This is a genomic window from Enterococcus sp. 5H (assembly GCF_028128615.1).
Lineage (GTDB): Bacteria > Bacillota > Bacilli > Lactobacillales > Enterococcaceae > Enterococcus_L.
In genome coordinates this window covers 404,429-429,893 of the sequence record NZ_AMDP01000019.1, presented here as the reverse complement: position 1 = coordinate 429,893, position 25,465 = coordinate 404,429, and the positions used below count along the sequence as shown (strand labels likewise).

Here is a 25,465-nt window from a genome sequence, read left to right as displayed (position 1 = left end):
TTCAATTATCTATTAGTTACGACGTCCGCCGCGTCCACCACGTTTACCTTCTGTGTTTCTCTTTAAAGAAGATAATCGATCATCACTGTCTTTCAAAAATGAACTCATTAATGAATCAAAATCTTGTTTTGAGTTTGTTGGCTGCGCACGTGTAAATTGCTTCTTAGGCGCTGGGCGTTGACCACGGTCTCTATTCCCTTGAAATTCTTGATTCTCGCGACGTTGAAATTCGCGTTTTGGTTCTGCTGGTTGTTCTTGTGCTTTACGAATCGATAAGCCAACTTTGCCGTCATCACCAACAGAGGTAACTTTAACTGTTACTTCATCCCCTACGGTTAAGACATCATGAATATCTTTTACAAATCCGTTTGATACTTCACTAATGTGAACCAACCCTGTTTTTCCTTCACCTAAATCGATGAAGGCACCAAAATTAGTGATACCTGACACTTTCCCTGGCAACTTAGCTCCTACTTCAATTGACATAAAAAAAATGTTCCTCCTATTATTTACCCTATTATATCTGCAGTTATTCGCCCGATTATTGTTCAGTTGAATTAGACTGTGATTGACTCTCTTGTGAAGATTGTTTTTGTTCATTGCTTGAGCTAGTTGTTGATCCGCCTAACTCTGGAATATTGTAAATTTGCTCGCCTTCTTTTGAGACATAAAAACGGCTGCGTGCCAGTTTGGCTACATAATCATCATCTCGTAATAAAGCTACGTCTTGTTCTAAACGCTGTAACTTTTTATCCGCTTCTGCTGATTCTGCGACAGCTTCTGTCTGCTGTTTTTTAAACGCATTTAATTGTTGGTAATCCTTCATCAGCTGAATACCGGAAACAATAAAAATTACAAATGCTACGAGAAAAACAACTGCTAAACGTCGGCGTCTAAAAATCAACTGTTTTTGCTGTTTTTGAAACTCTGCATACTGTTCTTTTGTATACTCGTTATCTAAGGCAGCAACTTTCTCCACGTCTTTTTTCTTTTTTCCCATATTTTCCGCTCCACTCATTTTTGGATTGTCTGCTTTATTATACCAACATCTAAGATGCTTGTCTAATCTAAATTATCACTATTTTCGACTCTTGTTTCTGAAATGATTTGATACATCTTTTGTGCATCTTCTTTTTTTGTCGAATCATGAAGCTCAAGGACTTCAACTTCTAGGATTTTATTTCCGAATTGAATCTTAATTTTATCACCGATTTTTACATTGCTTGATGATTTTGACAAGATTCCATTAATTTGAATCCGCCCTTTATCGGCAACTTCTTTTGCAACGGGTCTTCTTTTAATGATACGCGATACTTTTAAAAATTTATCTAAACGCATAATCTTACCTCTTCATTCTTAATATTTTTGCTCCAAATGGTAGTGTTAGCCATTCTCGAACGGTAAATAAATTTAGTTTTATGATTGTTAAAATAAAAGCTGCTCCACCAATAACAACTCCAACAATACTGATGATTAGAGCCTGACCACGATGCTCAACTGTTCCAAGGAAGATTGAAATAATCCCTTGATAACAGAGTAACACAATCCCCATTATTGCTAAACTACTAGTCAACTTTCGTAGAAAATGATTTTCCACAACAAAGCTGTTTATTTCTTTTTTCGAAAAAACAACTAATAAAAGTAACGTTGTAATTAAACCTGCGATAGTTGAAACACTCGCACCAAGTGTCCCAAAAGCTTGCGTAAGTGGGCTTGTAGAAATCAGCTTCATAAAAATTCCAGAGACTGCTGCGACCATCGATACTGAGAACTGATTACGACTTTGAAAAATACTTTGGTAGGCATGGATAACTGCCATAAAGGCAATTGAACAAACATAGATTCCCAAGACTCCATTTCCCTGATAGTCTTTAAACAAAGCAAAGTTGATATATGGTAATAATAAGACCAGTCCGATCGAAGCCGCAGCCGCACTCGTTGTGGTTAGGCGTAAAAAAATCTTTGCTGCTTGTAAAAATCGACCTTGCTCAGAACCAATAAAATATTTGGTCAAGGCTGGTAAAAAACTTGAACTTAATGCTAATGAAACTACCAGACCTAATTGTACCAAAGGCTGTCCACGATCATAAATCCCTTTATCAACTTTCGCAGCAAAATCACTCATTCCAGAAATAACTAATGCATTTTTCACAAAAAATGAATCAACTAACTGAAATAAAATCAGGAATGCACTATATAAAGAGACAATCCCACCTTCTAACAGCAAACGACCAACTAAAGGTTTTGTTTCATCCGTCAGCGCCCAACGTGTTAAATACGCCGAACTTCCTACTCGAATTTTGCGATCATAGTACCAGAGGATGCCAGCTGCAATCAGACCGCCCAATAAAGCTCCACCCATCGCTACCGTTCCCGTTTGATAGACTGACCACCCAAATTGAGTAAACGAGTAGGCAGCAACTAAGATTACACCAACTCGTACGATTTGTTCCATTACTTGTGAAATCGCACTAGGAATCATCAACAGATGTCCCTGAAAATTCCCACGATAAAACGATAAAATAGGGACTAATAAAAAAGTAAAAGAAACAACTTGGATCAATGGAGTTAACTTTTCATCACCCATCATATAAGCAATTTCATGACTTCCAAAAAAGAAAAAAGCCCAACATAATCCAGCAATAATTAACACGAATGGAAACAGTTGCTGTAATACTTTCTTTTGCTTACTAATGTCTGATTGTTCTGCCACAACTTTTGAAATAAATTGCGGCAATCCTGACAACGCCAAGGTCATCGCAATTCCATAGATAGGATAGACTTGTTGGTAAACATAAAATCCTTCATCACCAACTAAGTTTTGAAACGGCACACGATACACCGCACTTAATACTTTGGCGACAAATGATGCAATCGTCAATACAAACGCTCCTTGCATCATCGTCCTCATTTCCTTATGCGCCATGGTGTTCTGTCCTCCTGATTTAAAAGCTGAACGAACCCGTTAGTGCCTTATGAAAAATAGGGAAATATGATTGTGACGCTTTTGGTCACAGGCTGATTTCATCTTTTTTCCATGGGACTGGTTCGTAAAGCTGGATACATTTAAAGCTGCATGGGCTCGTTTTATTTCGACTGAAAAATAGGGAAAATTGACTGTGGCGCTTTTGGTCACTTTCTTTTTTTCTGAGAAATTTGCCCATGAAATTAAGTTCTGGTTACTCTTCTTTTACAGTTGCGCTTTTGTATTTTTCTTGTCTTAAAGCTTTAGTGAACAAGGCCACTTCTTGTAACCATGCTGCTTCTTTCATGTCTTTTGGTACTTTTAAGCGTACAGACATTTTTTCATTATCTACTGCAAGATCAGCTTTTAATTGTGTTTGTGACAGTGCTTCAAAAATCTGTTCAACACTATATGTCTTCGTACCAATTTTACTTAGCGTGAAGGTAATTTCTTGTTTTCGTTTACGGATCGTCTCAATTAAAGCACGATCACCGTTCATTTTGATCTGTCCAGTTGTTAATAAGTGGGCCACTTCATCTGGATATTCACCAAAACGGTCCAATAGATCTGCTTCTAACTCATCGTACATATCCATATTTTCTAACTGACGAATTCGCTTATAAATTTCAATTTTCTGACGTTCATCTGAAATATAGCTAGTTGGTAGATATGCATCAATGCCCAGATCAATCTCAACAGACGTTTTCTGATCTTGAATATTTTTTCCTTGTTTTCTTGCAACAGCTTCCGCAAGCATTTGAGAGTACATATCAAAACCGACTGAATCAATAAAGCCGTGTTGTTGTGCTCCTAAAAGATTTCCGGCACCGCGAATGGATAAATCACGCATTGCAATTTTAAATCCTGAACCGAGTTCCGTAAAATCTTTGATCGCTTCTAAACGTTTTTCACTAACTTCATTAAGAATTTTTTGCTGCTCATACATAAAATAGGCGTAAGCCACGCGATTACTTCGTCCAACTCGACCACGCAATTGATACAACGTAGATAAGCCCATATAATCTGCATTTTCAACAAATAGCGTATTGGCATTGGGAATATCAACACCTGTTTCAATAATTGTCGTAGTAACCAGAACATCATACTGACGTTCAATAAAGTCAAATAAGGTATTTTCCAATTGAACTTCTGTCATCTGTCCATGTGCATAGGCAATTCTAGCTTCCGGTACAAGGGCTTGAATTTCCTCAACTTTTTTCTCAATTGTATCGACACGATTATATAAGTAAAACACTTGACCATCACGTGCCATTTCTCGTTCAATCGCTTCTCTAATTGCCCCAGGATTATGTTCCATTACATAAGTCTGAATCGGATAACGATTTTCGGGTGGTGTCTCAATGACAGATAAATCACGTACACCAAGCATCGACATATGCAAGGTTCGTGGAATTGGTGTCGCCGTTAAAGTTAAAACATCTACTTGAGAGCGGAGCTGTTTCAAACGTTCTTTGTGTTTTACACCAAAACGTTGTTCTTCATCGATTACAAGTAAACCTATATCACTAAAAGTAATATCTTGCGAAAGCAAACGATGTGTTCCAACGACAATATCAATTTGCCCACGCTTAATTTTTTCGATGGTTTCATTTTGTTGTTTTTTCGTTCTAAAACGGCTTAACAAGCCAACTTCTACTGGAAATCCTTCAAAACGATCCAGCATGGTTTCATAATGCTGCTGCGCTAAAATAGTTGTCGGCACTAAAAAAGCTACCTGTTTGTTGTTATTGATTGCTTTAAAAGCTGCACGTAAAGCAACTTCTGTTTTCCCATAGCCGACATCGCCAACTAATAAACGATCCATTGGGCGTGTTTTCTCCATATCGTGTTTGATTTCCGCTGTACTACGTAATTGGTCATCTGTTTCACTATATGGAAAGGCATCTTCAAATTCTTTCTGGTAGGCATCATCTGGCGGAAATGCGTAACCTTTTTCTGAATCTCTATCAGCGTAAAGTTGGATCAAATCATCTGCAATATCTTCGATTTTCGAAGATACTTTTCGTTTTGTTTTACTCCACTCACTGCCGCCTAGTTTATTAACTTTTGGTGTTTTAGCTTCAGATGCAACAAATTTTTGAATTAAATTCAGCTGAGTAACCGGAATAAATAGTTTATCGTCATTTTGATATAAAATCGTGATGTAATCTTGATGCACACCATCAACTTCCAGTGTTTCCATCCCAATATATTTCCCGATCCCATGATTTGCATGGACAACGTAATCGCCTGTTTTTAAATCGCTATAACTTTTTAAACGTTCAGCATTTGAAACCGTCTGGCGACGTGCACGCTTTTTCGTTGTTGTATGAAAAATCTCTTTTTCAGTAATCGTTACAAGTTTTTCAGCAGGTAATTCAAAGCCTGACTGAAGTGCTCCTTCAACGATTTGGATTTTTCCTTCAATTAATTTGTTCGGCGAAGCTGTAACACTAGTAATATCAAAATCACGGAACAACTCTTCTACTTTTTGGCTACGCTCTTTGGTTGGAACAAAGACAATAACTGTTTGCTCTTGTTTTTGCCAACGATCCATCTCTGTTTTTAACAATGGCATTTGACCGAAAAATTGCTGCATCGAGCGATATTGGAAATTATGAATCGCTTGAAAGCGTAAATTCCCCATTCCTTTTTGAAATAAAGAAAAGAACGTTGTGGTAAAAGACATTTTTCTAACTTGATCGTGGAAATCCAAACCGAATGTTTGCTCTGGGAAAACGCGCATTTCTTCTAATTTTTGGACTTGCCACTCATTTTCTTCTCGAATAATCTCACGTTCTGCTTCTAAAATCCGGGCATAGTCATCAATAAAGATAATACTATCTTCAGATAAATAATCGAGTAATGTCGTCTTTTGTTCATAAAGAAAATCAGTATAAAAATGTGCATTCTCGGTTGGAATACCTTGTTCCCAAGCTGTTGCTAGTTGACCAAAATAATCTTGCAAGAATCCTCTTTCCGTCGCCTCTTTAGTAATCGCCAATCTTTTTTCCAATGCATGTTCCAGTTGCTTTTCACCAAAAGCTAAATCTGCTTTTGAAAAAACTAAATCAGTCATTGGCGAAAGGTTTACTGAATCAATAGTTGCAACAGAACGCTGTGTATCAGCTTCAAAATAACGTAAAGAATCAATTTCAATATCAAATAGTTCTGCCCGAACTGGATATTCTGAATTTAACGGATATACGTCAACAATGCTGCCGCGAATACTAAAATCTCCCGGTTTTCCAACTAAGGATTCCCGTTCATAGCCCATCAATACAAGTTCTTGTGCTAATCTGTCCGGATCAATTTCACTGCCAATTTCCCAGTGTAATTGCGCATTTTCCCAAGTTTGTTTACTTGGCAAATATTTTCTTAGTCCAGCAACTGGTACAACTACAATTCCCGGATCATCTGTCAATAAAAAATTCAACGCTGCTACTCGTTCTGCTCTTGCTTCTGGTGAAGAAAAGGCCATTTCAGCAGATAAAACTTCATCTACCGGGAATAAATAAACTGCTTCATCGGGTAAAACGTTGCGAAAGTCTTCAACTAATTGATTACCGTAATATAGATTGGGAACCGCAACAACTATTTTTTGTTTTTTTTGTTTAAAAGCACTGGTCATCACCAGTGTCTTGGCTGAGCCGGCTAAGCCTGTAATTAACTGGCGTGTGTTAGCAGTTAGTTGTTTTTGCCAGTCTTGGACTAGTTCACTTGCACCAATTCGTTCAATGATGTTCACGTTTGGCTCCTCCTTGTTTCCTTTTTATTTTCCATTAAACTGATTCATCGTATCGACAAAGCTGTGTCCTTCACAAGCGTAAATTGCCGCATCAGCTGCCGTTTTAACTGCTAGTAACATCTCTTCGTGGCTCTCTTTTGGGAAAGTACTCAACACATGGTGGACAACTGTGTTATTTCCTATTGGGCGACCAATACCGATTTTAATACGTGGAAAAACATTCGTACCTAAATGTGCAATTAAACTTTTAATTCCGTTGTGTCCGCCTGCTCCGCCTTTTTCACGTAAACGAATTTTGCCTACTTCTAAATCTAAATCATCATAAATAACAATTAATTCTTCATCTTCAATACCAAAATACGTCATTAGCGGTCCCACTGAACGCCCAGATTCATTCATAAACGTAAGTGGTTTAACTAGCATGACTTTTTCCGTTCCAATAAAAAATTCCGCAATATCTGCTTCAAACTGACTTTTATTAAAAACAGCATTGTAACGCTGCGCAATTTCATCAACTGTAATAAAACCAATATTATGTTTTGTTTCTTGATACTTAGTTCCTGGGTTGCCTAACCCGACGATCATTTTCATTTATATTCTCCTTACGTAAAGTATCTCATTCTCCAACACAAAATACCCGAGCAGTAGTATCCTCTGCCCAGTTTTTTTCAATTATACCACAAAATATTGCGTTGCTGAGTCTTTTAAAATCTTAAAAAATAGATAAGTTCTGTGAGACCTTTTTTCAGGTCAAATTTTATTATAAAACAGAAATAGTGAAATACCGCACATGAAAGAGTTTTCTTATGAAACACCTTGAAAAACTGTATTAATACTTCAAACAAAAAACGTGACAAAAATCACAATTGGTGGTATTATCATTGTGATAAAACAATTATCTGAAAGGAATGATACACATGACTGCAGCAGTTGGGAATAAAGATCGCCAAAAAGTAATTTTGGTTGGAGATGGCGCTGTCGGATCTAGTTATGCATTTGCCTTAGTCACTCAAAATATTGCTCAAGAAGTTGGTATTATTGATATAGATACACAGAAAACGGAAGGTGACGCGGCTGATTTATCTCATGCTCTAGCATTTACTTCACCTAAACGAATTTATGCTGCCACTTATGACGATTGTCATGATGCTGATCTTGTTGTTTTGACAGCCGGTGCTGCTCAAAAACCTGGAGAAACAAGAATTGATTTGGTTCATAAAAATTTAAAGATCAACAAACAAATTGTAACAGCTATCGTTGATTCTGGTTTTAGCGGTATCTTTTTAGTTGCAGCGAATCCAGTTGATATTTTAACTTATTCTACATGGAAATTCTCAGGATTTCCAAAAGAACGCGTTATTGGTTCAGGAACGTCTCTAGACTCTGCTCGTTTCCGTCAAGCAATCGCTGAATTAGTCGATGTAGATGCTCGTAACGTCCATGCTTATATTTTAGGGGAACACGGTGATACTGAGTTTCCAGTTTGGTCGCATGCGAATGTTGCTGGCTTACAAATTTACGAATGGGTTAAAAATAATCCAGATGTCGATGAAGAAGCAATGGTCAATCTGTTCTTTAGCGTTAGAGATGCTGCTTATTCAATTATCGAGAAAAAAGGTGCGACATTCTACGGAATCGCAGCGGCTTTGGCCCGAATCACAAAAGCCATTTTAGATGATGAAAATTCGGTTTTCCCACTTTCTGTTTATTTAGATGGTGAATATGGTCAAAATGACATTTATATTGGTGCACCAGCCGTTATCAATCGCCAAGGAATTAAACAAGTCATTGAAATTCCCTTAACCGATTCTGAAATGGATCGTATGAATGCTTCTGCAAATGCTTTAAAAGAAGTCATCAACTCTGCATTTGAAAAATTTGAAGCAGAAGATAACTAGAACTTACAGGCTTCTTTGAACATTTTCTATCTATATTTAACTAAAAAATCGAGTTATACCTAGATTCTTATCAACAAAAGTTGGTAAAGAATGGGTATAACTCGATTTTTCCCTCTTGCAAAGAACCTCTACTTATTTTATCCTTGCTTTTTTCTTAAGTCAGCTCAATCCCCACTAAAAGTTATTAATGAAGAAAATATTCTGTTCATTAAAAACAGTATCGAAGCTGATCTTGTTATTTCTGATTATTCAGAGCCAGATACTCCAAAAGAAAATCTCTTCTTTATGGAAAATATTTTCGATCAAAATTTATGGTATTCACTATTTAATTATCTACAAAAAAAGTTATTCGATAAGGATTTTTTATAATAATAAACAAAAACAGAGACTAACTTAAAACGAGGATGTTTTAAGTTAGTCTCTGTTTTTACTTTAAAGAAACATTAGTCAATTAACCTTGATATAAAATTCCTTTTTTTGCTAAAGCTTCTTTTATTCTTTGAGCACTTTCTTCATCCGCACAACGAATTGTGTGTAAATGAATTCCTGATGTTAAAGAAGCTAATAAGGAAGCGCTACTTTGTTTATATGATTTTATAAATTTATCTATATCTTTTGCTGTTTTAATGTGTAGCCCAGCTGTTAAGTCTCCATAAATCGGATGTTCTACAATCACATCAATGATTTCTCCCCCTAGAGATACAATCGTTGTTAATTCCTCTTCAGTTTGTTCTAAAGTATGTTGACAAACAATTTTAAACACAATTCCTTGGCGATCTCTATTTATCTCAAGTAAATAGCCTCTAGCCGTTGCTAGAATTTCAGTCCCTTGGGCTCTTAACAGCGCAACATCTCCTACAACAATTTGACGACTAACCTTGAATTCTTTAGCAAACCGACTTGCACTAATAGGCTTCGTAGCTGTTTCCAATTCTCGTAAAATTACTTCCCGTCTTTTTACACCCTCCATGAGCTTTCCTCCTAGCACTTTAATCTAGTTGTTGTTGTTGAAATTGTTTTGATGCATCCATAATTCCTTGATATGTTTCTTTGATTGCATCATTATACGTATCATTTTTGATATAAGAACCGATTTTAGCCAACACTTCTTTCTCTCTTGATGTATCAAGAATTGGTTGATCTGTTGTTTTCTTGATTGCAGCAATTGCAGTCACAACGTCCATCCGTTCTTCTAACAACGCTACGATTTTTTTATCAATATCATTTATTTTATCTCGCTGAACAGTAAGCGGGGCACGTGTTTCTTCCAGTTCAATTTCTTTAATAATTCTTGCTGGATTACCGCCGATTACACAATTTTCTGGGAAGGATTTAGTTACAACCGAACCCGCAGCTACGACAACATTATCACCTAACGTAACTCCTGGAGTGATAACAACATTGCCGCCAAACCAGACGTTGTCGCCTATTGTAATTGGTTTTCCGTACTCTAATCCGCTATTTCTTTTAACCGGATGCAGTGGATGAGTGGCTGTATATAATTGAGCATTTGGACCAAACATGCAGTTATCGCCAATTGTAATTGGGCAAATATCCAGAAAAATGCTGTTGAAGTTCGCGTAAAAATTTTTTCCAACATGAATGTTAAAGCCATAATCAAAACTAATAGTTGGTTCAATATAGCTCCCTGTTCCAGTTGTACCAAAAGTTTCTTCTACTAATTGGCGACGAATCAAGGAATCTTCCTCGTGATTAATTAACTTCATTTGTTCTCGCGCAAATTTTCTGGCTGTCGCTAATTCCGGATCTGCTGAAAAGTACAGTTCCCCATCAATCATTTTTTGTCGTTCTGTTTTAAATTCTTCCATGCTGCTGCTCCTCTATCATATATTTTCAAAAATCTTAACCGCATTTTCTTGTAAAAAATACGCTTGTCTGTCTATTTGAATTGGCGTTTGATTAATAACTAAAATCTTCGTTTCAGGTGATGCATAATGGATTAAGTCACAAAAAGGGTGAACTTGAAAGCTAGTTCCTACTATAATAAGTAGTTCCGCCTGTGTTACTGTTTGAATCGATTTTTCAATAGCTTGCTCATCTAAACCTTCTTCATATAATACAATGTTTGGACGTATTTGTCCCCCGCATCGATTATGCTGATCAGAAATCAGATACTCATTTGCGGTAACTGTTTTTCCACACTTTCTACAGTAACAATCGTAGAGGTTCCCATGAAAATTGACCAAGTGCTGACTTCCGGCTTTGGCGTGCAGTCCGTCAATATTTTGTGAGATCACCCAAGTGGTCTTAACTTTTTCTAAATCAGCAATTTTTTTGTGAATAATATTCGGTTTTGCTTTTGGATGATAGAGCGTTTTAACGAAAGAATAAAATTTTTCCGGCTCTTGCAACATACAAGTATGACTCAATAAGTATTCTGGTTGGTCAAATCCTTGATAAATACCAGATAAAGAACGATAATCCGGCACACCAGAAGCTGTAGAAATTCCAGCTCCAGTTAAAAAAGTAACAATTTTAGTTTCATTAATTAAATCAATTGCCGTCTGATCGTCAATTTCTTCCATCGTCTCATCTCCCACTCATTTATTATAACGTAAATGCTCCATAGAAAGAAAATTATTCGTACAAAATAAAAAAGTACTGGTTTTTATTCATTTATAGGTAGGAGGAAAAGTCCATTTTTCACTGTCTTTTCATGACAAACAAAGGAGAACGTGATAAAATACTCTATGTATAAAAGTGAGGTGAAACTTTCATGGTAGCATTTATTATTTATTGGGCAGCAATTTTAGTCTGCATCGCTTGGGGTGTTTTAAGTTTATGGTTTTCAATTTACTATCTTTCTCGTAAAGAAAATGGAAACTTATGGGCTTTCGCAGCCTTCAACGTTCTTGCAGCGATTGTTTTAGCAATTGTTTTAGTTATTTACAAAACGTGGGATTTCGATATTACAACTTATTCAAGCTTGATTTATACAATTTTAGCTTCATATGGTGTTTTAACTGTCTTACAAGCAATTTTAGGACGCGAACCAAAAGAAGCTGCAAAAGCTTAGACATTACTTATAAGGTAAAAAGCACTGAGAATATTTTCTTTTCAGTGCTTTTTCTATTTTCATACTATAGAGCTACTAGTTTACCTTCCTGAGAAGGACTGCCAGTTTTTTAATCTCTTATTTGTGATAATCCGTCTGCTAAAGAATCCTATATTAGCTAGCACTTGGTTTGTTCACTTCCTGTTTTCACAAAGAATTGACTTTTTCGAAAAAATAACGTACACTTTATACTCGAATCTGATAATTAAATAGTACCTCAAATTGAGGTAGAGGTTGCGGTTTTTATTAAGCTTGTGGAGTGAGAGGACACAGTGAGACAAGTCTAGGAAAAATCGCCGAAATGCATAACAGCCTCTTCTGTTATGTGTTGGGACGCAAGCGAACAACTTGCGGACTGTCTTAGTAGTGATGCTAAGTTGCGCTATGTTTTGTTGAGAGTACCTAACGATAGTAGGCAGCCGTGCATTTGTATGGCTGTCTTTTTGCGTAAAAAGCGAAATCATTCAGCAAAAATAATATTATCTACAGATACAAGAAAGGAAGTAAATCATGAACAAAAAATCATTGTCATTTAGCTTGCTGTTTGCAATTTTATTAAGTTTTTTCGTTGCACCAGTATTCAGTCAGGCAGAATCAACTGGCGCCAACGGTGAATTCCGTGTCGGTATGGAGGCAGGTTATGCACCGTTTAACTGGTCACAAAAAACAGATGCCAACGGTGCTGTGCCAATTCAAGGAAACTCTTCGTACGCTGGCGGTTATGATGTCCAAATCGCTAAAAAAATTGCGGATGGTTTAGATAAAAAGTTAGTAATCGTTCAAACAAAATGGGACGGACTAGCTCCTGCCTTACAATCTGGTAAAATCGATGCTATTATTGCTGGGATGAGCCCCACGGCTGAACGTCGTAAAGAAATTGATTTTACCGATCCATACTATGAATCACAATTAGTTGTCGTTGTACAAAAAAATGGGAAATACGCAGATGCGAAAAGCTTAAAAGATTTATCAGGTGCTAAAATTACGGCACAACTAAATACCTTCCACTACAGTGTAGTCGATCAAATTCCCAATGTCGATAAACAACAAGCAATGGATAATTTTTCGGCTATGAGAACCGCTTTAGCTTCTGGGATGATTGATGGTTATGTCAGTGAACGTCCTGAAGGTGTTACAGCAACTAGTGTAAATAAAGATTTAGAGATGTTAGAATTTTCTCAAGAAAATGGTTTCCAGACCAACCCTGAAGACGTGCAAGTAGCTGTTGGTATGCGTAAAGCTGATCCGGAAATTGCTCAAGTTAATCAAATTTTAGCGGGTATTTCTTCAGAAGAACGAACAGAGATTATGGATCAAGCAATCAAAGATCAACCTGCTGCTGAAACAAGTGACAGTGAAAAATCCGGCGTTTTAGCTGATTTTAAGAACATTTGGGATCAATACGGCGGTATGTTCCTGCGCGGTGCAGGTTTAACCTTGTTCATCGCCTTAATCGGTACAGTTGTCGGAACAGCTTTAGGATTACTAATTGGTGTGGTTCGAACGATTCCAGAATCTGAAAACAAATTAACACGCTTTTTCCAAAAACTTGGCAATGCCTTACTTTCAATCTATATTGAAGTTTTCCGTGGTACTCCGATGATGGTTCAAGCTATGGTTATCTTTTATGGATTGGCTTTAGCTTTTGGAATTTCTTTAGACCGAACTATTGCAGCATTGTTTATCGTTTCTATCAATACAGGTGCTTATATGTCAGAAATCGTTCGTGGTGGTATTTTCGCTGTCGATCAAGGTCAGTTTGAAGCTGCTCAAGCGATTGGTATGACTCATGGTCAAACTATGAGAAAAGTTGTGGTTCCTCAAGTATTACGTAATATTTTACCTGCAACTGGGAATGAATTTGTTATCAATATTAAAGATACCGCAGTCCTAAGTGTTATCGGCGTGGCTGATTTGTTCTTCCAAGGAAATTCTGCTTCAGGTGCGAACTTCCAATTCTTCCAAACATTTACAATCGTCGGTATTATGTACTTGATTATGACTTATGCGATCACACGTATTTTACGTGTCGTTGAGAAGAAAATGGACGGACCTTCTGCTTATGTTAAAGTTGAAGAGTTAGAAAACGTAAAAGAAAGCTAGGAGGAAACAAGAATGAGCTCAATTATTGAAGTCGAGCACTTAAGAAAAAGCTTCGGTGAAAATGAAGTATTAAAAGATATCAATGTGACTGTAAATAAAGGAGAAGTTGTGACGATTATCGGTTCTTCCGGCTCGGGTAAATCTACTCTTTTACGTTGCATTAACTTACTGGAAAAACCCACTGGCGGAAAAATCATTTACAATGGCGAAAATGTCTTGGAACGTGGCTATAATTTACCGAAATATCGGACGCATTTAGGTATGGTTTTCCAATCCTTTAACCTATTTAATAATATGAATGTTTTAGAAAATTGCACTTCTGGTCAAATTACTGTCTTAAAACGAAGCAAAGAAGAAGCTAAAAAAGTTGCCTTAGAAAATCTTGAAAAAGTTGGCATGGAACGTTTTATTGATGCCAAACCAGCACAACTTTCCGGTGGACAAAAACAACGGGTCGCTATCGCTCGTGCATTATCTATGAATCCTGATGTAATGCTATTCGATGAACCAACCTCTGCTCTTGATCCTGAAATGGTAGGAGAGGTTTTAAAAACGATGAAAGATTTAGCACATACAGGTTTAACGATGATTATTGTTACTCATGAAATGGAGTTTGCTAGAGAAGTTTCTGATCGTGTAATTTTTATGGACAAAGGTGTTATCGCTGAAGAAGGTACTTCGGATGATATTTTTGTTCATCCAAAAGAAGAACGTACGAAAGAATTTCTACATCGGATTTTATCTAAAGCTTAATACAAAAAATAGAGTGAACGGACTATTAGTGATTAATGTCCATTCACTCTATTTTTATAAATTTTTAGTAACACTATGCCTCTTCGTTAGTTGATTGATACGAGACATCGTTAAACGAGGTTATTGTATAAACTGATTGTTCTTGATTTTTTTCTAAGATACTAATACTGGTATTAGCTAAAGGTCCACCTTCACGCCATTTTGATTTCTCTTTTCCAGCTAAAGCGTTAATTAACGTTATTAATAAAACACCATGAGCTACAATCAACACTTTACCGTCTGGATAGTCCTCACTTATTTTTTCAATAGTCTTCGTTGAACGTGTCACTAAATCATCAATCGTTTCCCCACCAAATACTGATGGGTCATATAAATCCGGACGGTTTCTTAAATAAGAGGTTTGTTCGTCGGTATGATCGATTTCCATTCCCTCACGCTCACCAAATTTTATTTCTCTTAAACTGTCGTAATAATGCAGTGTTAAACTATCCAAATGATTATTCTCTTTCAGAATATAGTTTGCTGTATCCATCGCTCTTTTTTGTGTACTCACTGCAACCATATCAAAAGCTATATCGCTTAAATACCGTCCAGCTTGAATAGCCTGCTCAACTCCGATTGGTAATAATGGAGAATCGATCTCTCCACCTTGAAACCTTAAACTTAAATTCAGTTCTGTTTTTCCATGTCGGACAAAATAGAAAGTTGTCATTTACTTACCTCCATAGTTATTTTAGCACCTACAACTCTTTTAAAAATTTATTAGGTAGATTGTCAACTGCTAGCTTATTTCACTGTCTTCATAAGCCCATTTAATATCACCGATAAAGTTTACATTTAACCAAAGTGAATAAGTGCCTATCTGATCTCGAATAATATCATCCAACTGTTCTCGAATCATGTCTTGCTTTTGAATGGCATCTAATTCACTATTTGGCCAAATAACAATATCAACTTCGACTATAACTTGATTTCCAACTTTAGCTACACGTAACAAATACGTTTCAATTTCTTTTGATTCAAAAATTTTGTCAATACTTAATAGAAGTTTTTTTCGTAATTCATATTTCGGTGTAGAAGAAGTTAACTCTAAAATTGCTTGCTTCAATTCCCTTAAAGAAAGATATATAAAGTACAATGTTATCCCTATTGAAATGACAGGATCCACATATTTAGCTAATAGTTTATACTCACTTAACTGGATAAGTGTCGAGAATACTACTGATGCGAAAACACCTAGACTAAAGTAAAATCCAAATCTCCATTGTTCCAACTCTATTTGATAAAATGAATGCATTAATGGCTGACGCTTTAAATAAAGATAAAATAGTAAGCAGTAAAACATACCTAATATAGAAAAGTAAAAAACTGCACGGTTATCTTTTATTTCTCCTACATAGATTAAACTCATGACTGATTCGATAATACCATATATAGAAATCAATAAAATTATGCTATATTGAATAAAAACTATTAAAGGTAATAATGCTTCTTTTCCAAAAGGGAATCTTTCAAAGTCCTGTGTTTGAATGTATTTCGCAATATATAAGGACAAAAAAGACATTATCGCTCCTATCAATGTATAGACTCCATCTAAAAGTAAAACATTATACTGCAAGAAGATACCAACAAGTAATGCCGCTCCTCCATATACCCCACCTGCTATAAGTGAATTAAATAGTAATTTTCTGATTTTAACCATCTCATCCATTTATATGCTCCTCTCAGCCTATCATATGTTTATCCATTTAAGCTCTATTCCTAATTCTAACACAGGTATTATTCTTTTCTAAACAATTCTATACTGCTTGAAAAAAGACGTTCTAACTTAAAATCCCTAACAATTACATCCAGAAATAAAAAATAGTCTTCATTCTCCTCTTTAGCTTGGTATACCTATTACTTTAGATGGTTCATATCACTAGCTGCCCCTGTTTATAAAATTTTGAGTTCTTGAGTTTGAATTGACGGTAAAATAGTAATAAACGTGGCCCCTTCATTTTCTTTGGATTTCACATTGATTTTACCGCCATGAAGTTGAACCACACGAGCAGCAATCGTTAAACCTAAGCCATTTCCCAAGCTATGATGAGAAGCATCTCCCTGATAAAATTTATCAAAAACATGTTTCCGCTCATAGTCGCTCATGCCAATCCCAGTATCTTGAACAATCACTTTAATATCGTTGCCGAAAAAATAGCAGCTAATTGAAAGTTTTTCTCCAAAATCAGAATAGCTAATCGCATTTTTAATCAGGTTTAACCACAATTGGGTCAACAGCTCCTCATCAGCAGTAATAAGCATATGTTCTAAATTCAAGTCTAATTCAATCTGCTTTTCTTCCCATAAATCTTGCAAAAGTAAAATGCATGTCCGTAATTGTTCATCTAAATAATAGGAAGAACGCTTCAACATAATTTTTTCTTGATTTTCTATTTTTGAAAGCAATAAAATGTTCATCGATAAATTACTTAAGCGTTCTGTTTCTTCAAGAATAATCGCGATGCTCTCCTGTTTTTCTGCTTCTGAAAGTTTAGGATTCTCTAATTGCTTGGCAAAGCCTCTAATAGAAACAATCGGTGTTTTAAACTCATGAGAAAAGTTTGTAATAAAATCACTATGAACCATATCTACATTTTTCAGTTCAGAAGCCATCAAGTTAAAACTATCGATTAAGGCACTCAGTTCATTATTAGGTGCAGTATTATCAACTTGTATATCAAAATTTCCTTTAGTAATTTCTTTCGTTCCTTTAACTAGTTCATTAATCGGTTTTAAAATCTTTTTGCTAACCATAAACGAAATAAAGGTACCGATAATCGTACATGACAACAGTAGCAATACCAGTCTTAAAAGCGGATGTCCTTCAAAAGAATCCACAAATCCTAATTTCATCAATATCAGGTTAAATGTGCCAGCAATCAAGCTAGTAGATACTAAAATTAAAAAAATTGTCCAAACAAATTGAATTTTAAGTGATTTATTTTTCTTCATGTTTTACCACCTTATAGCCTAATCCGCGAATCGTTATAATTGAAAAATCGTCATTCTCACTAATTTTTTCCCGCAGTCGTTTGATATGAACATCTATCGTTCGTTCATCGGCTACACTGTCAATTCCCCAAATATCATCTAGTAATTGTTGTCGTGTAAAAATCTTATTAGGATATGAAATTAATTTGTACAATAGCTGAAATTCTTTTTTCGGTAATTCTACGTAAAGATCTCCTATTTGAAGCGACAAACTATCACTATCGATAATCGTTTTTCCTATGCGGATTTTTGTATCAAAATCATTTTGTGTACGTCGTAATAGGGCTTTCACCCTTAACAAAAATTCTTCTTCATCAATTGGTTTTACTAAATAATCGTCTGTTCCTGAATGAAACCCTCGCCGTTTTTCTATTGTTTGTCCATTAGCTGTAACCATAATAATCGGCAATTGAGTATTCGTTTCACGGGTTTTTTCAGCGGTTTGATATCCATCAAGTTTTGGCATCATTACATCTAAAACGAGCAAGTCAATCTGTTCTTCTCCCAATATTTGTAAAGCTTCTATCCCATTTTGGGCCTGCCGCGTTTGATAACCCTGCTGTGTTAAAATAGTCATCAATAATTTCCGAATATTCTTATCATCTTCTACCACTAGAATTGTAATCATCTTTTAGCTTCTTTCATTTCATTTTGTCCTTAACTATAGCATAAAAGCCAAAAAGTGTGGAAGCTTTTCTTTTGTTCATACTGAGTACATAATTGATTGGTAGAATAAAAACAAAGGAAGGGGATTAAGTAATGTTACAAGTCAAAAATGTCAAAAAAAGCTACACAACCGGAGAATTTACTCAAGTTGCCTTAGATGGCGTAAATATTAATTTCCGTGAAAATGAGTTTGTTGCCATCCTTGGTCAAAGCGGCTCTGGAAAAACAACCTTATTAAATATTATCGGTGGTCTGGATCAGTACGACAGTGGTGATTTAATCATCAACGGTAAATCGACAAAAAATTTCAAAGATGCCGATTGGGATGCTTATAGAAATAATAGTGTTGGTTTTGTTTTCCAAAGTTATAATTTAATTACTCATTTAAGCATTCTAGATAATGTGGAAATGGGAATGACCTTGAGCGGTGTATCCTCAGATGAGAAGAAAAAAAGAGCCATAGAAGTTCTTGAACGAGTTGGTTTAAAAGAGCATCTACATAAAAAACCAAACCAACTATCTGGTGGTCAAATGCAACGTGTAGCAATTGCTCGCGCTTTAGCAAATGATCCCGATATCATCTTAGCCGATGAACCTACTGGTGCTCTAGATACTACAACCAGTGAACAAATCATGGATTTAATTAAAGAAATTGCAGATGATAAATTAGTTATCATGGTTACCCATAACCCGGAATTAGCAGAACAATATGCAGATCGTATTGTTAATTTTAGAGACGGACACGTGATTAATGATTCAAACCCATACTCTGAAGTTGAAGACAGCAGTCATTACGACTTGAAAAAAACGAGTATGAGCTTCTTTACTGCACTAAAATTATCAGGAAAAAATATTGCTACTAAAAAATGGCGTACTGGACTTACTGCATTCGCAGCAAGTATCGGAATTATTGGTATTGCGTTGATTTTAAGTTTATCAAACGGATTCCAAAAACAAATCGACTCATTCCAAAGTGACGCTTTAGCTGAATATCCGATTACTATTTCTCAGCAAGCAGTCAATATGGATGAAGAATCTCTGTCGGAATTACGATCTGAAGGTCCAATGTCGAAAAAAGAATTTGTTAAATCAGATGAAGTTTTCTTATATAATCCTGAAGAAAGCAGCATTACACACAAAAATGACATTAATCAGGAGTATCTAGATTACTTAAACAAACTTGATCCTGATTGGGTTCGCAGTATTGGGTTTACACGTATTGTCGGAATGAATCTTGTTCGAAAAGTAGGCGATGAGGTTAAACCCGTTTCTGTTTCTAGCGGCATATCTGGTCAAGGTTCATCTAGCGGTGGCATGACTAGTATGAACGGTGTCGGACTCTCTTCTTATCCCGCACCATTTAGAGAAGATACTGAAAGTTATCTTGAAAAAAATTACGATGTATTAGCTGGTTCTTATCCTAAATCTGATACTGAAATGGTTTTAGTTGTTGATAGTAAAAATCGAATTGATGAAGCAACCATGAAAAACCTCGGCTTTGATATTGAAAAAGCTGATGCAATTAAATTTGATGATATTGTCGGTACAGAATTAAAACTAATTGACAACAATCAGTACTATGAAAAAACGAATTTAGGAAACTTTGTACCTAAAACAGACTACACAGAAATGTATGATAATTCTGATATGAGTCTAAAAATTTCAGCTGTTGTTCGCCAAAAAGAAGATGTTCAAGTCGCAATGCTGGGCTCAGGAATTGCTTATAGCGATAGTCTTGTTGAACAAATTATCGATCGAGAAAAAGACTCTGAAATTGTTAAAGCCCAAAAAGATTCAGATGTAAATATAATGACAATGGAGCAGCTGGATAGCGACTCTAAACAAACTTTACTAACTTATTTAGGCGGAGATTCTGCGCCGATGATGGTTTATATTTATCCAAAAGATTTTGAAACAAAAGATAAAATTGTTGATTACTTAGATGCTTATAATGATGGCAAAGATAATAAAGAGAAAATTGTCTATACAGACTTAGCTAGTACTGTTACTGAAATGACTGGCGGCATTATGGATGGGATTACACTTGTCTTAATCGCATTTGCTTCTATCTCTCTTGTTGTTTCATTAATTATGGTTGGGATCATCACTTATATTTCCGTTTTAGAGCGCACTAAAGAAATTGGTGTTTTACGAGCTTTAGGTGCTAGGAAAAAAGATATTACCCGTGTATTTAACGCTGAAACGTTGATTATCGGGGCTTGCTCTGGATTGTTAGGAATTGCTATTGCTTATGCTTTAACCTTCCCAGTCAACCAAATTATCGAAAATATGACTGGTTTAGCAAGTGTATCTCAGTTAAATCCAATTCATGCTTTACTGTTAGTTGCAATTAGCATTATCTTAACGTTAATCGGTGGATCAATTCCCGCGAAAATGGCAGCGAAAAAAGATCCTGTTGAAGCTTTAAGATCAGAATAATAATTATATCTCTTTAAAATAAGAAGCATCATACAAGTAGCTATTAAAGCGAAAAGTTATGATGCTTCTTTCTTGTTTTAGAAAAGTTCTCAAATGTTCTTTTTTCTTGCTATGTGCTAACATAGGTAATAGAACATAAACGAAAAACTCACCATTAATCTGTAGAAAGAAGGCTCCTTATGAATACTAAAATAACCATCCGACCAGTTGAAGAAAAAGATTTCTCTGGACTACTTGAAATAGAAAATTCAATCTGGACCAATGAAAATTCACCAGTCCTCCATTATTATGCTTCCTTAGATGAATACAAAGAAAAAATAAGTGGGCGAACTATTTTTGTTGCAGTCGATAATCAAAAAGTACATGGCTATATCGATGTTCACCATCCAACTCCACTACTTGCTCATAAAAAACAATGGATGCTCGGTATCGGCGTTCATCCTGAGAGTCAATCATTAGGAATTGGACGACAGTTGTTAGATTATGTAAAAGGAGCTGCGACAGAAAACAACATCCACAAAATCTCCTTACGCGTTATGGGATCAAATACAAAAGCGATCCAATTTTATCGAAAAAATGGTTTTATTCAAGAAGCGTTATTTAAAGATGAATTTTTTATCAACGATCATTATTGCGACGATTATCAATTTGCCTACTTTACTAATTAGGTCTAGTTTTTAATTATTTTCTAAGATCTTTATACTCTAATGACAAATTTGCTTGCTGTGATCTCTATATTCTGTTATTTTAATTAAGAAGAAAAACAGAGGAGTTGTTTTATCGTGACAAAAAAGTTATCTTGGCGTGAGTACCTTTATGTAGGGTCCATGCTGTTTGGTTTATTTTTCGGCGCAGGCAATTTGATTTTTCCTGTTCATATGGGTCAAGAAGCTGGTGCCAACATTTTTATGGCTAATCTAGGCTTTCTAGTTACTGGTATTGGTTTACCTTTTTTAGGTGTTATTGCTATTGGTATTTCAAAAAGTAATGGTGTTTTTGATTTAGCTTGTCGGATAAACCGACGCTATGCCGTTATTTTTACCGTATTATTATATTTGACGATCGGACCATTTTTCGCTTTACCGCGATTGGCTACGACTTCTTTTGAAATTGGCGTGGCACCGTTTATTTCCGGCGATCAGTCCAAATTGTTTTTAGCCATCTTTTCAGCATTATTCTTTTTAATCGCTTGGGCTTTTTCCCGTAAACCTTCTAAGCTATTAGGTTATGTTGGCAAGTTTCTAAATCCTTTATTTTTATTCTTATTAGCTATTTTGATTTTATTTGCATTTATTACTCCTTTAGGAGACATTTCTACTGCTTCTGTTGGTGCAGCGTACGTTGAAGATCCTTTTTTTAAGGGCTTCACTATGGGATACAATACACTTGATGCATTGGCAGCGTTAGCTTTTGGAATTATTATCGTTTCAACAATTCGTGGTATGGGTGTAGAAAAACCAAATGATATTGCCAAAGATACTATTAAATCCGGAGCGGTTAGTATTATTTTGATGGGAATCATTTATACGTTGCTGGCTTACATGGGAACAATGAGTTTAGGTAAATTCCCTATTAGTGAAAATGGCGGAATTGCTTTAGCTCAAATTGCTAACCACTATTTAGGAAATTTTGGTAGTATCCTACTCGCTTTAATCGTTATTTTAGCTTGTTTAAAAACAGCCATTGGCTTAATCACAGCATGTTCGGAGACATTTGTTGAATTGTTTCCCAAACGTTCATATGCTTTTTATATTGCAGCAGCAAGTATTTTACCTTGTTTGTTCGCCAATGTTGGGTTAACGAATATCATTCAATTTTCGATTCCTGTTTTGATGTTCCTTTACCCGCTAGCAATAACCTTGATGCTTTTAGTGATTATTAGTCCTCTCTTTCAACACCGTCAAGAAGTCTATCGCATGACGACCTATGTAACTTTAGTTGCAGCATTGCTTGATGCTTTAAATAGTGCACCTGAATTCATTCAAACTAACTCAGTTGCTACAGCTATTTTAACAACAGCAGATAAGTATTTACCTTTGTTTTCTATTGGAATGGGTTGGGTGGTACCAGCTGCTTTAGGTTTTATTATCGGATTGATCTGGAGCAAGTTGAAACAAGAATCTGTTCAATGATAACTATGTACTTAAAGAAGACAGGAAAAGCTGATAAAGTTTTGTCCTGTCTTCTTTTTGCTAAATGAAAATAGTGGAAATATCTTTATTTTAGAACTCAAAAAAAGCTACTTTATTTTATTCAGCGTTCATCTTAGCTGACAAGTCCCTATGAAGTACAGTAAAATAAAAATAAGGAAGTGATTATTATGCTATATGAAAAATTAATGATGGATTCTGGAATGCTGACAAAGTTTACACTTTTTAAACGAATCACTCAAATGAACCAAGCTGACCTGTCCATCACACAACTAGCTGAAGAATTTTCTTTAAATTATCAACAAGCATCAATTATTTCCGTTGAGATCAATAATGATCTAAAGAAGATTAGCGCAGCACATCCTTCGATTTTACATAAAGCTGGTAAAATTAACAGTGAAAAATTGCTTGTTACAATTGATGAATATCGCTACTTTCTATTAAGAAAATCCGTCCCATTTCAATATATACTTTATTTTTTAAATCATGATTCACCCAACATAGATGATTTTTGTCAACGATATTATGTCAGTCGTTCGACTGTTTCAAGAAAAATGCTGCCATTAAAGAAACATGTGAAGCAATTTGATTTACGTTTTACATACACTGAAGCTAATTTAACTGGGGATGAACGCTCGGTACGAGTTGCTCTTTTTGACGCGCTTTGGTTAGGAACTCGTGGAACAGTCTGGCCTTTTGAGAATGTTTCTCTGGAAGAAGTTGAGAGACTTACGGAAGCATTTGCAGAATATTTTCCTTTGTCTAGAACATATTTAGGTGCAAAAGAATTAACTTACTTTGCTGCAATTTTTCTTTGTCGCACACGCAAAAAGATTTTTGTCCCTTACGATGAACGTTATGATTTCCTAATGAAAGGTAATTCTTATTACGATTTCGAACGTCTAAATAAAGAACTTGGACCCTTACAATCTTTATCACCTGAACACAGTAAAGGGGAAAGTAGTTTTATCTTTTTCCTAGCTCATTATGCACCTTTTTACACACTAGATGACGACCCATCATTACATCAGACATTACATGATTTTTCTGTACGTCCTAATCCAGTTTATGAATTAGTTCAAGATTTTATCACCTACGCTAAAATAAATATTTTTAAAAAGGAGCCGGATATTCTTGATAAACCAATTATAATAGGAAATCTTATCAACATTAGCTTCACATTCTATGTACTAGGCAAGCCATTTCCGAATTTACAAAACCTAGTTGAAGTACCGGATCAAAAGAGAAAAGCCGATCAGTCATTGGAATTGAAACTTCAAGAATTCTTTGAAGAAAAAGCTCGAGAGAAAGAGTATAAATTCATTTATACAATCAAAAAACCACTAGTAGCAGCTTTTAAAAGTGTCTTACTGCCTACTTTCGATAAGCCAAAACATTCAGAACATTTAAAAGTCGGAGTTGCTTTTGAACATAACTTTACTTTGGTTCGAATGATCTATCAATTTTTAAATGATTTGGGCTTTGTTGATGCTTCACCTTATCAAGAAGATTTAAATGATAGTTACGATTTAGTTATCAGCTCCTCTTTATTACCACGCAAAAAACATCCGGATATTCCTTTGTATTTTTGGGATTTATCCTATGGACATAAAGATCTAGGTGATTTGTATAAAATTCTTCAACAGTTACTTGAGAAAAAAAATATTGTGCAGGATTAACCTAAAAAGGTGAGTGGGACAAAACTAAAGATCAGTTTTGTTTCACTCACTAGATCCGAATAAACGGCGAGAAAAAAGCAGCTCCTTCGGAAATAAGCCGAAATTCACAAAAATTTGAAGAGCAATTTTCATGAATCCCTTCTTATTTCTCGGGGCTAAACGCTTTTTTCTCAGCCTCTTTTTTGTATACCAAGGTCTACTCATATTTTACTTCAACTAAATATAACCCTTCTGGATGTGCTGTTGGTCCAGCTAAATTTCGATCTTTAGCAGCAATAATCGCTGGAATAGTTGTTTCATCCATTCGTCCATTGCCCATTTTCAACAATGTACCTACTAAAATTCGAATCATTTTATACAAGAACCCATCACCCCGAAAGGTAAAGAGTAGCTCATCACCTGTCTCATTTATCTGTAAACTCGCTTCATGAATCGTCCGAACTTTATCTTCAATTTCTGTACCAGATGCACAAAATGACGTGAAATCGTGGGTTCCAAGCAAATCAGACAACGCACGTTCTATCTTTTTAGCATCAATTGGATAAGGAAAATAACTAGCATAAAAACGTCTGAACGGACTTCTTGGTTTACCAATATCTACCCGAAACTGATATGTTTTTTCAACAACATGATAACGGGCATGAAATTCATCGGATACAATTTCTACTTGCTTAACTGCAATATCTTCAGGTGTTTGCGTATCCAAAGCAAAACGCATTTTTTCTAAATCACGCGCTTGAGGATAATCAAAATGAATCACTTGCCCTTCTGCATGAACACCGGCATCTGTTCGACCTGATCCAAAAATTGTGATTGTTTTACCATTATTCATTTTTTTTAACGTCTTTTCAAACTCTTCTTGAACCGTTCGTCCAGTTGGTTGAGCTTGAAATCCATTAAAATTTGTTCCATCGTAAGCAATAATTGCTTTATAACGCGGCATTTCTTTTCCACC

At 35.6% G+C, this 25,465-nt stretch carries 22 protein-coding genes and 1 riboswitch; of the genes, 8 read left to right on the top strand and 14 right to left on the bottom strand.

Annotation, left to right across the window (positions count from 1 at the left end):
• Positions 1–12: 12 nt before the first annotated feature.
• The 6 genes from C240_RS08095 to pth form a co-directional block, all read right to left on the bottom strand.
• Positions 13–486: a S1 domain-containing RNA-binding protein gene (locus C240_RS08095; RefSeq protein ID WP_271494147.1), complete on the bottom strand. Its 474-nt coding sequence runs from the start codon at positions 484–486 to the stop codon at positions 13–15.
• Between the two features lie 55 nt (positions 487–541).
• On the bottom strand, positions 542–1,000 hold the full coding sequence (locus tag C240_RS08090) for an FtsB family cell division protein (RefSeq protein WP_271494141.1): 459 nt from the start codon (positions 998–1,000) through the stop codon (positions 542–544).
• A gap of 62 nt (positions 1,001–1,062) precedes the next feature.
• A complete protein-coding gene (locus C240_RS08085) occupies positions 1,063–1,338 on the bottom strand; it encodes an RNA-binding S4 domain-containing protein (RefSeq protein WP_271494138.1) in 276 nt (91 codons plus the stop codon).
• A gap of 4 nt (positions 1,339–1,342) precedes the next feature.
• The gene (locus tag C240_RS08080) at positions 1,343–2,926 is read right to left on the bottom strand and encodes a putative polysaccharide biosynthesis protein (RefSeq protein ID WP_271494136.1); all 1,584 of its coding nucleotides are present in this window, start codon (positions 2,924–2,926) and stop codon (positions 1,343–1,345) included.
• A 253-nt stretch (positions 2,927–3,179) separates the two neighbouring features.
• Positions 3,180–6,713 (bottom strand): transcription-repair coupling factor, encoded by a 3,534-nt coding sequence (gene mfd, locus C240_RS08075; RefSeq protein ID WP_271494133.1) that lies wholly within the window; start codon positions 6,711–6,713, stop codon positions 3,180–3,182.
• A gap of 24 nt (positions 6,714–6,737) precedes the next feature.
• Entirely contained in the window at positions 6,738–7,304 is a 567-nt protein-coding gene (pth, locus tag C240_RS08070; RefSeq protein WP_271494131.1) for an aminoacyl-tRNA hydrolase, read from the bottom strand.
• Between the two features lie 326 nt (positions 7,305–7,630).
• Between pth and C240_RS08065 the strand changes: the two genes are divergently transcribed.
• A complete protein-coding gene (locus C240_RS08065; protein ID WP_271494128.1) occupies positions 7,631–8,611 on the top strand; it encodes an L-lactate dehydrogenase in 981 nt (326 codons plus the stop codon).
• A gap of 451 nt (positions 8,612–9,062) precedes the next feature.
• On the opposite strand, the gene C240_RS08060 is transcribed toward C240_RS08065, so the two are convergent.
• The 3 genes from C240_RS08060 to C240_RS08050 are packed head-to-tail and all read right to left on the bottom strand — an operon-like array spanning position 9,063 to position 11,157.
• Complete coding sequence (locus C240_RS08060) at positions 9,063–9,581, bottom strand: transcription repressor NadR (RefSeq protein WP_271494124.1); 519 nt, start codon at positions 9,579–9,581, stop codon at positions 9,063–9,065.
• 19 nt (positions 9,582–9,600) lie between these two features.
• Positions 9,601–10,440, bottom strand: coding sequence for a chorismate mutase (locus C240_RS08055; protein ID WP_271494121.1), 840 nt, complete (start codon positions 10,438–10,440; stop codon positions 9,601–9,603).
• Positions 10,441–10,455: 15 nt separating this feature from the next.
• Entirely contained in the window at positions 10,456–11,157 is a 702-nt protein-coding gene (locus tag C240_RS08050; protein ID WP_271494118.1) for an NAD-dependent protein deacylase, read from the bottom strand.
• A gap of 191 nt (positions 11,158–11,348) precedes the next feature.
• On the opposite strand from C240_RS08050, the gene C240_RS08045 reads away from it, so the two are divergent.
• The 3 genes from C240_RS08045 to C240_RS08035 all read left to right on the top strand — a co-directional run bounded on the left by C240_RS08045 (position 11,349) and on the right by C240_RS08035 (position 14,543).
• Complete coding sequence (locus C240_RS08045; protein WP_271494115.1) at positions 11,349–11,648, top strand: hypothetical protein; 300 nt, start codon at positions 11,349–11,351, stop codon at positions 11,646–11,648.
• Between the two features lie 259 nt (positions 11,649–11,907).
• A riboswitch (Lysine riboswitch) is annotated at positions 11,908–12,080 on the top strand.
• 117 nt (positions 12,081–12,197) lie between these two features.
• A complete protein-coding gene (locus tag C240_RS08040) occupies positions 12,198–13,790 on the top strand; it encodes an ABC transporter permease subunit (protein ID WP_271494112.1) in 1,593 nt (530 codons plus the stop codon).
• Between the two features lie 12 nt (positions 13,791–13,802).
• Positions 13,803–14,543 carry an amino acid ABC transporter ATP-binding protein gene (locus C240_RS08035; RefSeq protein WP_271494110.1) on the top strand — a complete coding sequence of 247 codons (741 nt, stop codon included), beginning with the start codon at positions 13,803–13,805 and terminating at the stop codon, positions 14,541–14,543.
• Positions 14,544–14,616: 73 nt separating this feature from the next.
• Here the strand turns inward: C240_RS08035 and C240_RS08030 are convergent, their stop codons facing one another.
• The 4 genes from C240_RS08030 to C240_RS08015 all read right to left on the bottom strand — a co-directional run bounded on the left by C240_RS08030 (position 14,617) and on the right by C240_RS08015 (position 18,204).
• Positions 14,617–15,255 (bottom strand): histidine phosphatase family protein, encoded by a 639-nt coding sequence (locus C240_RS08030; protein WP_271494107.1) that lies wholly within the window; start codon positions 15,253–15,255, stop codon positions 14,617–14,619.
• Between the two features lie 69 nt (positions 15,256–15,324).
• Positions 15,325–16,254 carry a cation transporter gene (locus C240_RS08025; RefSeq protein ID WP_271494105.1) on the bottom strand — a complete coding sequence of 310 codons (930 nt, stop codon included), beginning with the start codon at positions 16,252–16,254 and terminating at the stop codon, positions 15,325–15,327.
• A 224-nt stretch (positions 16,255–16,478) separates the two neighbouring features.
• Complete coding sequence (locus C240_RS08020; RefSeq protein ID WP_271494101.1) at positions 16,479–17,537, bottom strand: sensor histidine kinase; 1,059 nt, start codon at positions 17,535–17,537, stop codon at positions 16,479–16,481.
• The gene (locus C240_RS08015) at positions 17,524–18,204 is read right to left on the bottom strand and encodes a response regulator transcription factor (RefSeq protein WP_271494098.1); all 681 of its coding nucleotides are present in this window, start codon (positions 18,202–18,204) and stop codon (positions 17,524–17,526) included. The genes C240_RS08020 and C240_RS08015 overlap by 14 nt, the downstream gene beginning before the upstream one ends.
• 131 nt (positions 18,205–18,335) lie before the next feature.
• Here C240_RS08015 and C240_RS08010 point away from each other — a divergent pair, with 131 nt between their 5' ends.
• The 4 genes from C240_RS08010 to C240_RS07995 all read left to right on the top strand — a co-directional run bounded on the left by C240_RS08010 (position 18,336) and on the right by C240_RS07995 (position 24,510).
• A complete protein-coding gene (locus C240_RS08010) occupies positions 18,336–20,681 on the top strand; it encodes an ABC transporter ATP-binding protein/permease (RefSeq protein ID WP_271494095.1) in 2,346 nt (781 codons plus the stop codon).
• 179 nt (positions 20,682–20,860) lie between these two features.
• Positions 20,861–21,349 carry a GNAT family N-acetyltransferase gene (locus C240_RS08005; protein ID WP_271494092.1) on the top strand — a complete coding sequence of 163 codons (489 nt, stop codon included), beginning with the start codon at positions 20,861–20,863 and terminating at the stop codon, positions 21,347–21,349.
• A 114-nt stretch (positions 21,350–21,463) separates the two neighbouring features.
• A complete protein-coding gene (brnQ, locus tag C240_RS08000; protein WP_271494089.1) occupies positions 21,464–22,813 on the top strand; it encodes a branched-chain amino acid transport system II carrier protein in 1,350 nt (449 codons plus the stop codon).
• Between the two features lie 188 nt (positions 22,814–23,001).
• Positions 23,002–24,510: a helix-turn-helix domain-containing protein gene (locus C240_RS07995; RefSeq protein ID WP_271494087.1), complete on the top strand. Its 1,509-nt coding sequence runs from the start codon at positions 23,002–23,004 to the stop codon at positions 24,508–24,510.
• 196 nt (positions 24,511–24,706) lie between these two features.
• Here C240_RS07995 and truA read toward each other — a convergent pair whose 3' ends face one another.
• Positions 24,707–25,453: a tRNA pseudouridine(38-40) synthase TruA gene (gene truA, locus C240_RS07990; RefSeq protein ID WP_271494084.1), complete on the bottom strand. Its 747-nt coding sequence runs from the start codon at positions 25,451–25,453 to the stop codon at positions 24,707–24,709.
• Positions 25,454–25,465 lie beyond the last annotated feature (12 nt).

Excerpts from the sequence above, each read along its gene's own strand:
- C240_RS08060 (WP_271494124.1), bottom strand. The coding sequence starts at position 9,581 with ATGGAGGGTGTAAAAAGACGGGAAGTAATTTTACGAGAATTGGAAACA.
- C240_RS08015 (WP_271494098.1), bottom strand. The coding sequence starts at position 18,204 with ATGATTACAATTCTAGTGGTAGAAGATGATAAGAATATTCGGAAATTA.
- C240_RS08095 (WP_271494147.1), bottom strand. The coding sequence starts at position 486 with ATGTCAATTGAAGTAGGAGCTAAGTTGCCAGGGAAAGTGTCAGGTATC.
- C240_RS08040 (WP_271494112.1), top strand. The coding sequence starts at position 12,198 with ATGAACAAAAAATCATTGTCATTTAGCTTGCTGTTTGCAATTTTATTA.
- C240_RS08045 (WP_271494115.1), top strand. The coding sequence starts at position 11,349 with ATGGTAGCATTTATTATTTATTGGGCAGCAATTTTAGTCTGCATCGCT.
- C240_RS07995 (WP_271494087.1), top strand. The coding sequence starts at position 23,002 with ATGCTATATGAAAAATTAATGATGGATTCTGGAATGCTGACAAAGTTT.
- C240_RS08090 (WP_271494141.1), bottom strand. The coding sequence starts at position 1,000 with ATGGGAAAAAAGAAAAAAGACGTGGAGAAAGTTGCTGCCTTAGATAAC.
- C240_RS08055 (WP_271494121.1), bottom strand. The coding sequence starts at position 10,440 with ATGGAAGAATTTAAAACAGAACGACAAAAAATGATTGATGGGGAACTG.
- C240_RS08010 (WP_271494095.1), top strand. The coding sequence starts at position 18,336 with ATGTTACAAGTCAAAAATGTCAAAAAAAGCTACACAACCGGAGAATTT.
- C240_RS08065 (WP_271494128.1), top strand. The coding sequence starts at position 7,631 with ATGACTGCAGCAGTTGGGAATAAAGATCGCCAAAAAGTAATTTTGGTT.
- truA (WP_271494084.1), bottom strand. The coding sequence starts at position 25,453 with ATGCCGCGTTATAAAGCAATTATTGCTTACGATGGAACAAATTTTAAT.
- C240_RS08025 (WP_271494105.1), bottom strand. The coding sequence starts at position 16,254 with ATGGATGAGATGGTTAAAATCAGAAAATTACTATTTAATTCACTTATA.
- C240_RS08035 (WP_271494110.1), top strand. The coding sequence starts at position 13,803 with ATGAGCTCAATTATTGAAGTCGAGCACTTAAGAAAAAGCTTCGGTGAA.
- C240_RS08085 (WP_271494138.1), bottom strand. The coding sequence starts at position 1,338 with ATGCGTTTAGATAAATTTTTAAAAGTATCGCGTATCATTAAAAGAAGA.
- pth (WP_271494131.1), bottom strand. The coding sequence starts at position 7,304 with ATGAAAATGATCGTCGGGTTAGGCAACCCAGGAACTAAGTATCAAGAA.
- C240_RS08020 (WP_271494101.1), bottom strand. The coding sequence starts at position 17,537 with ATGAAGAAAAATAAATCACTTAAAATTCAATTTGTTTGGACAATTTTT.
- C240_RS08080 (WP_271494136.1), bottom strand. The coding sequence starts at position 2,926 with ATGGCGCATAAGGAAATGAGGACGATGATGCAAGGAGCGTTTGTATTG.
- C240_RS08050 (WP_271494118.1), bottom strand. The coding sequence starts at position 11,157 with ATGGAAGAAATTGACGATCAGACGGCAATTGATTTAATTAATGAAACT.
- C240_RS08005 (WP_271494092.1), top strand. The coding sequence starts at position 20,861 with ATGAATACTAAAATAACCATCCGACCAGTTGAAGAAAAAGATTTCTCT.
- C240_RS08030 (WP_271494107.1), bottom strand. The coding sequence starts at position 15,255 with ATGACAACTTTCTATTTTGTCCGACATGGAAAAACAGAACTGAATTTA.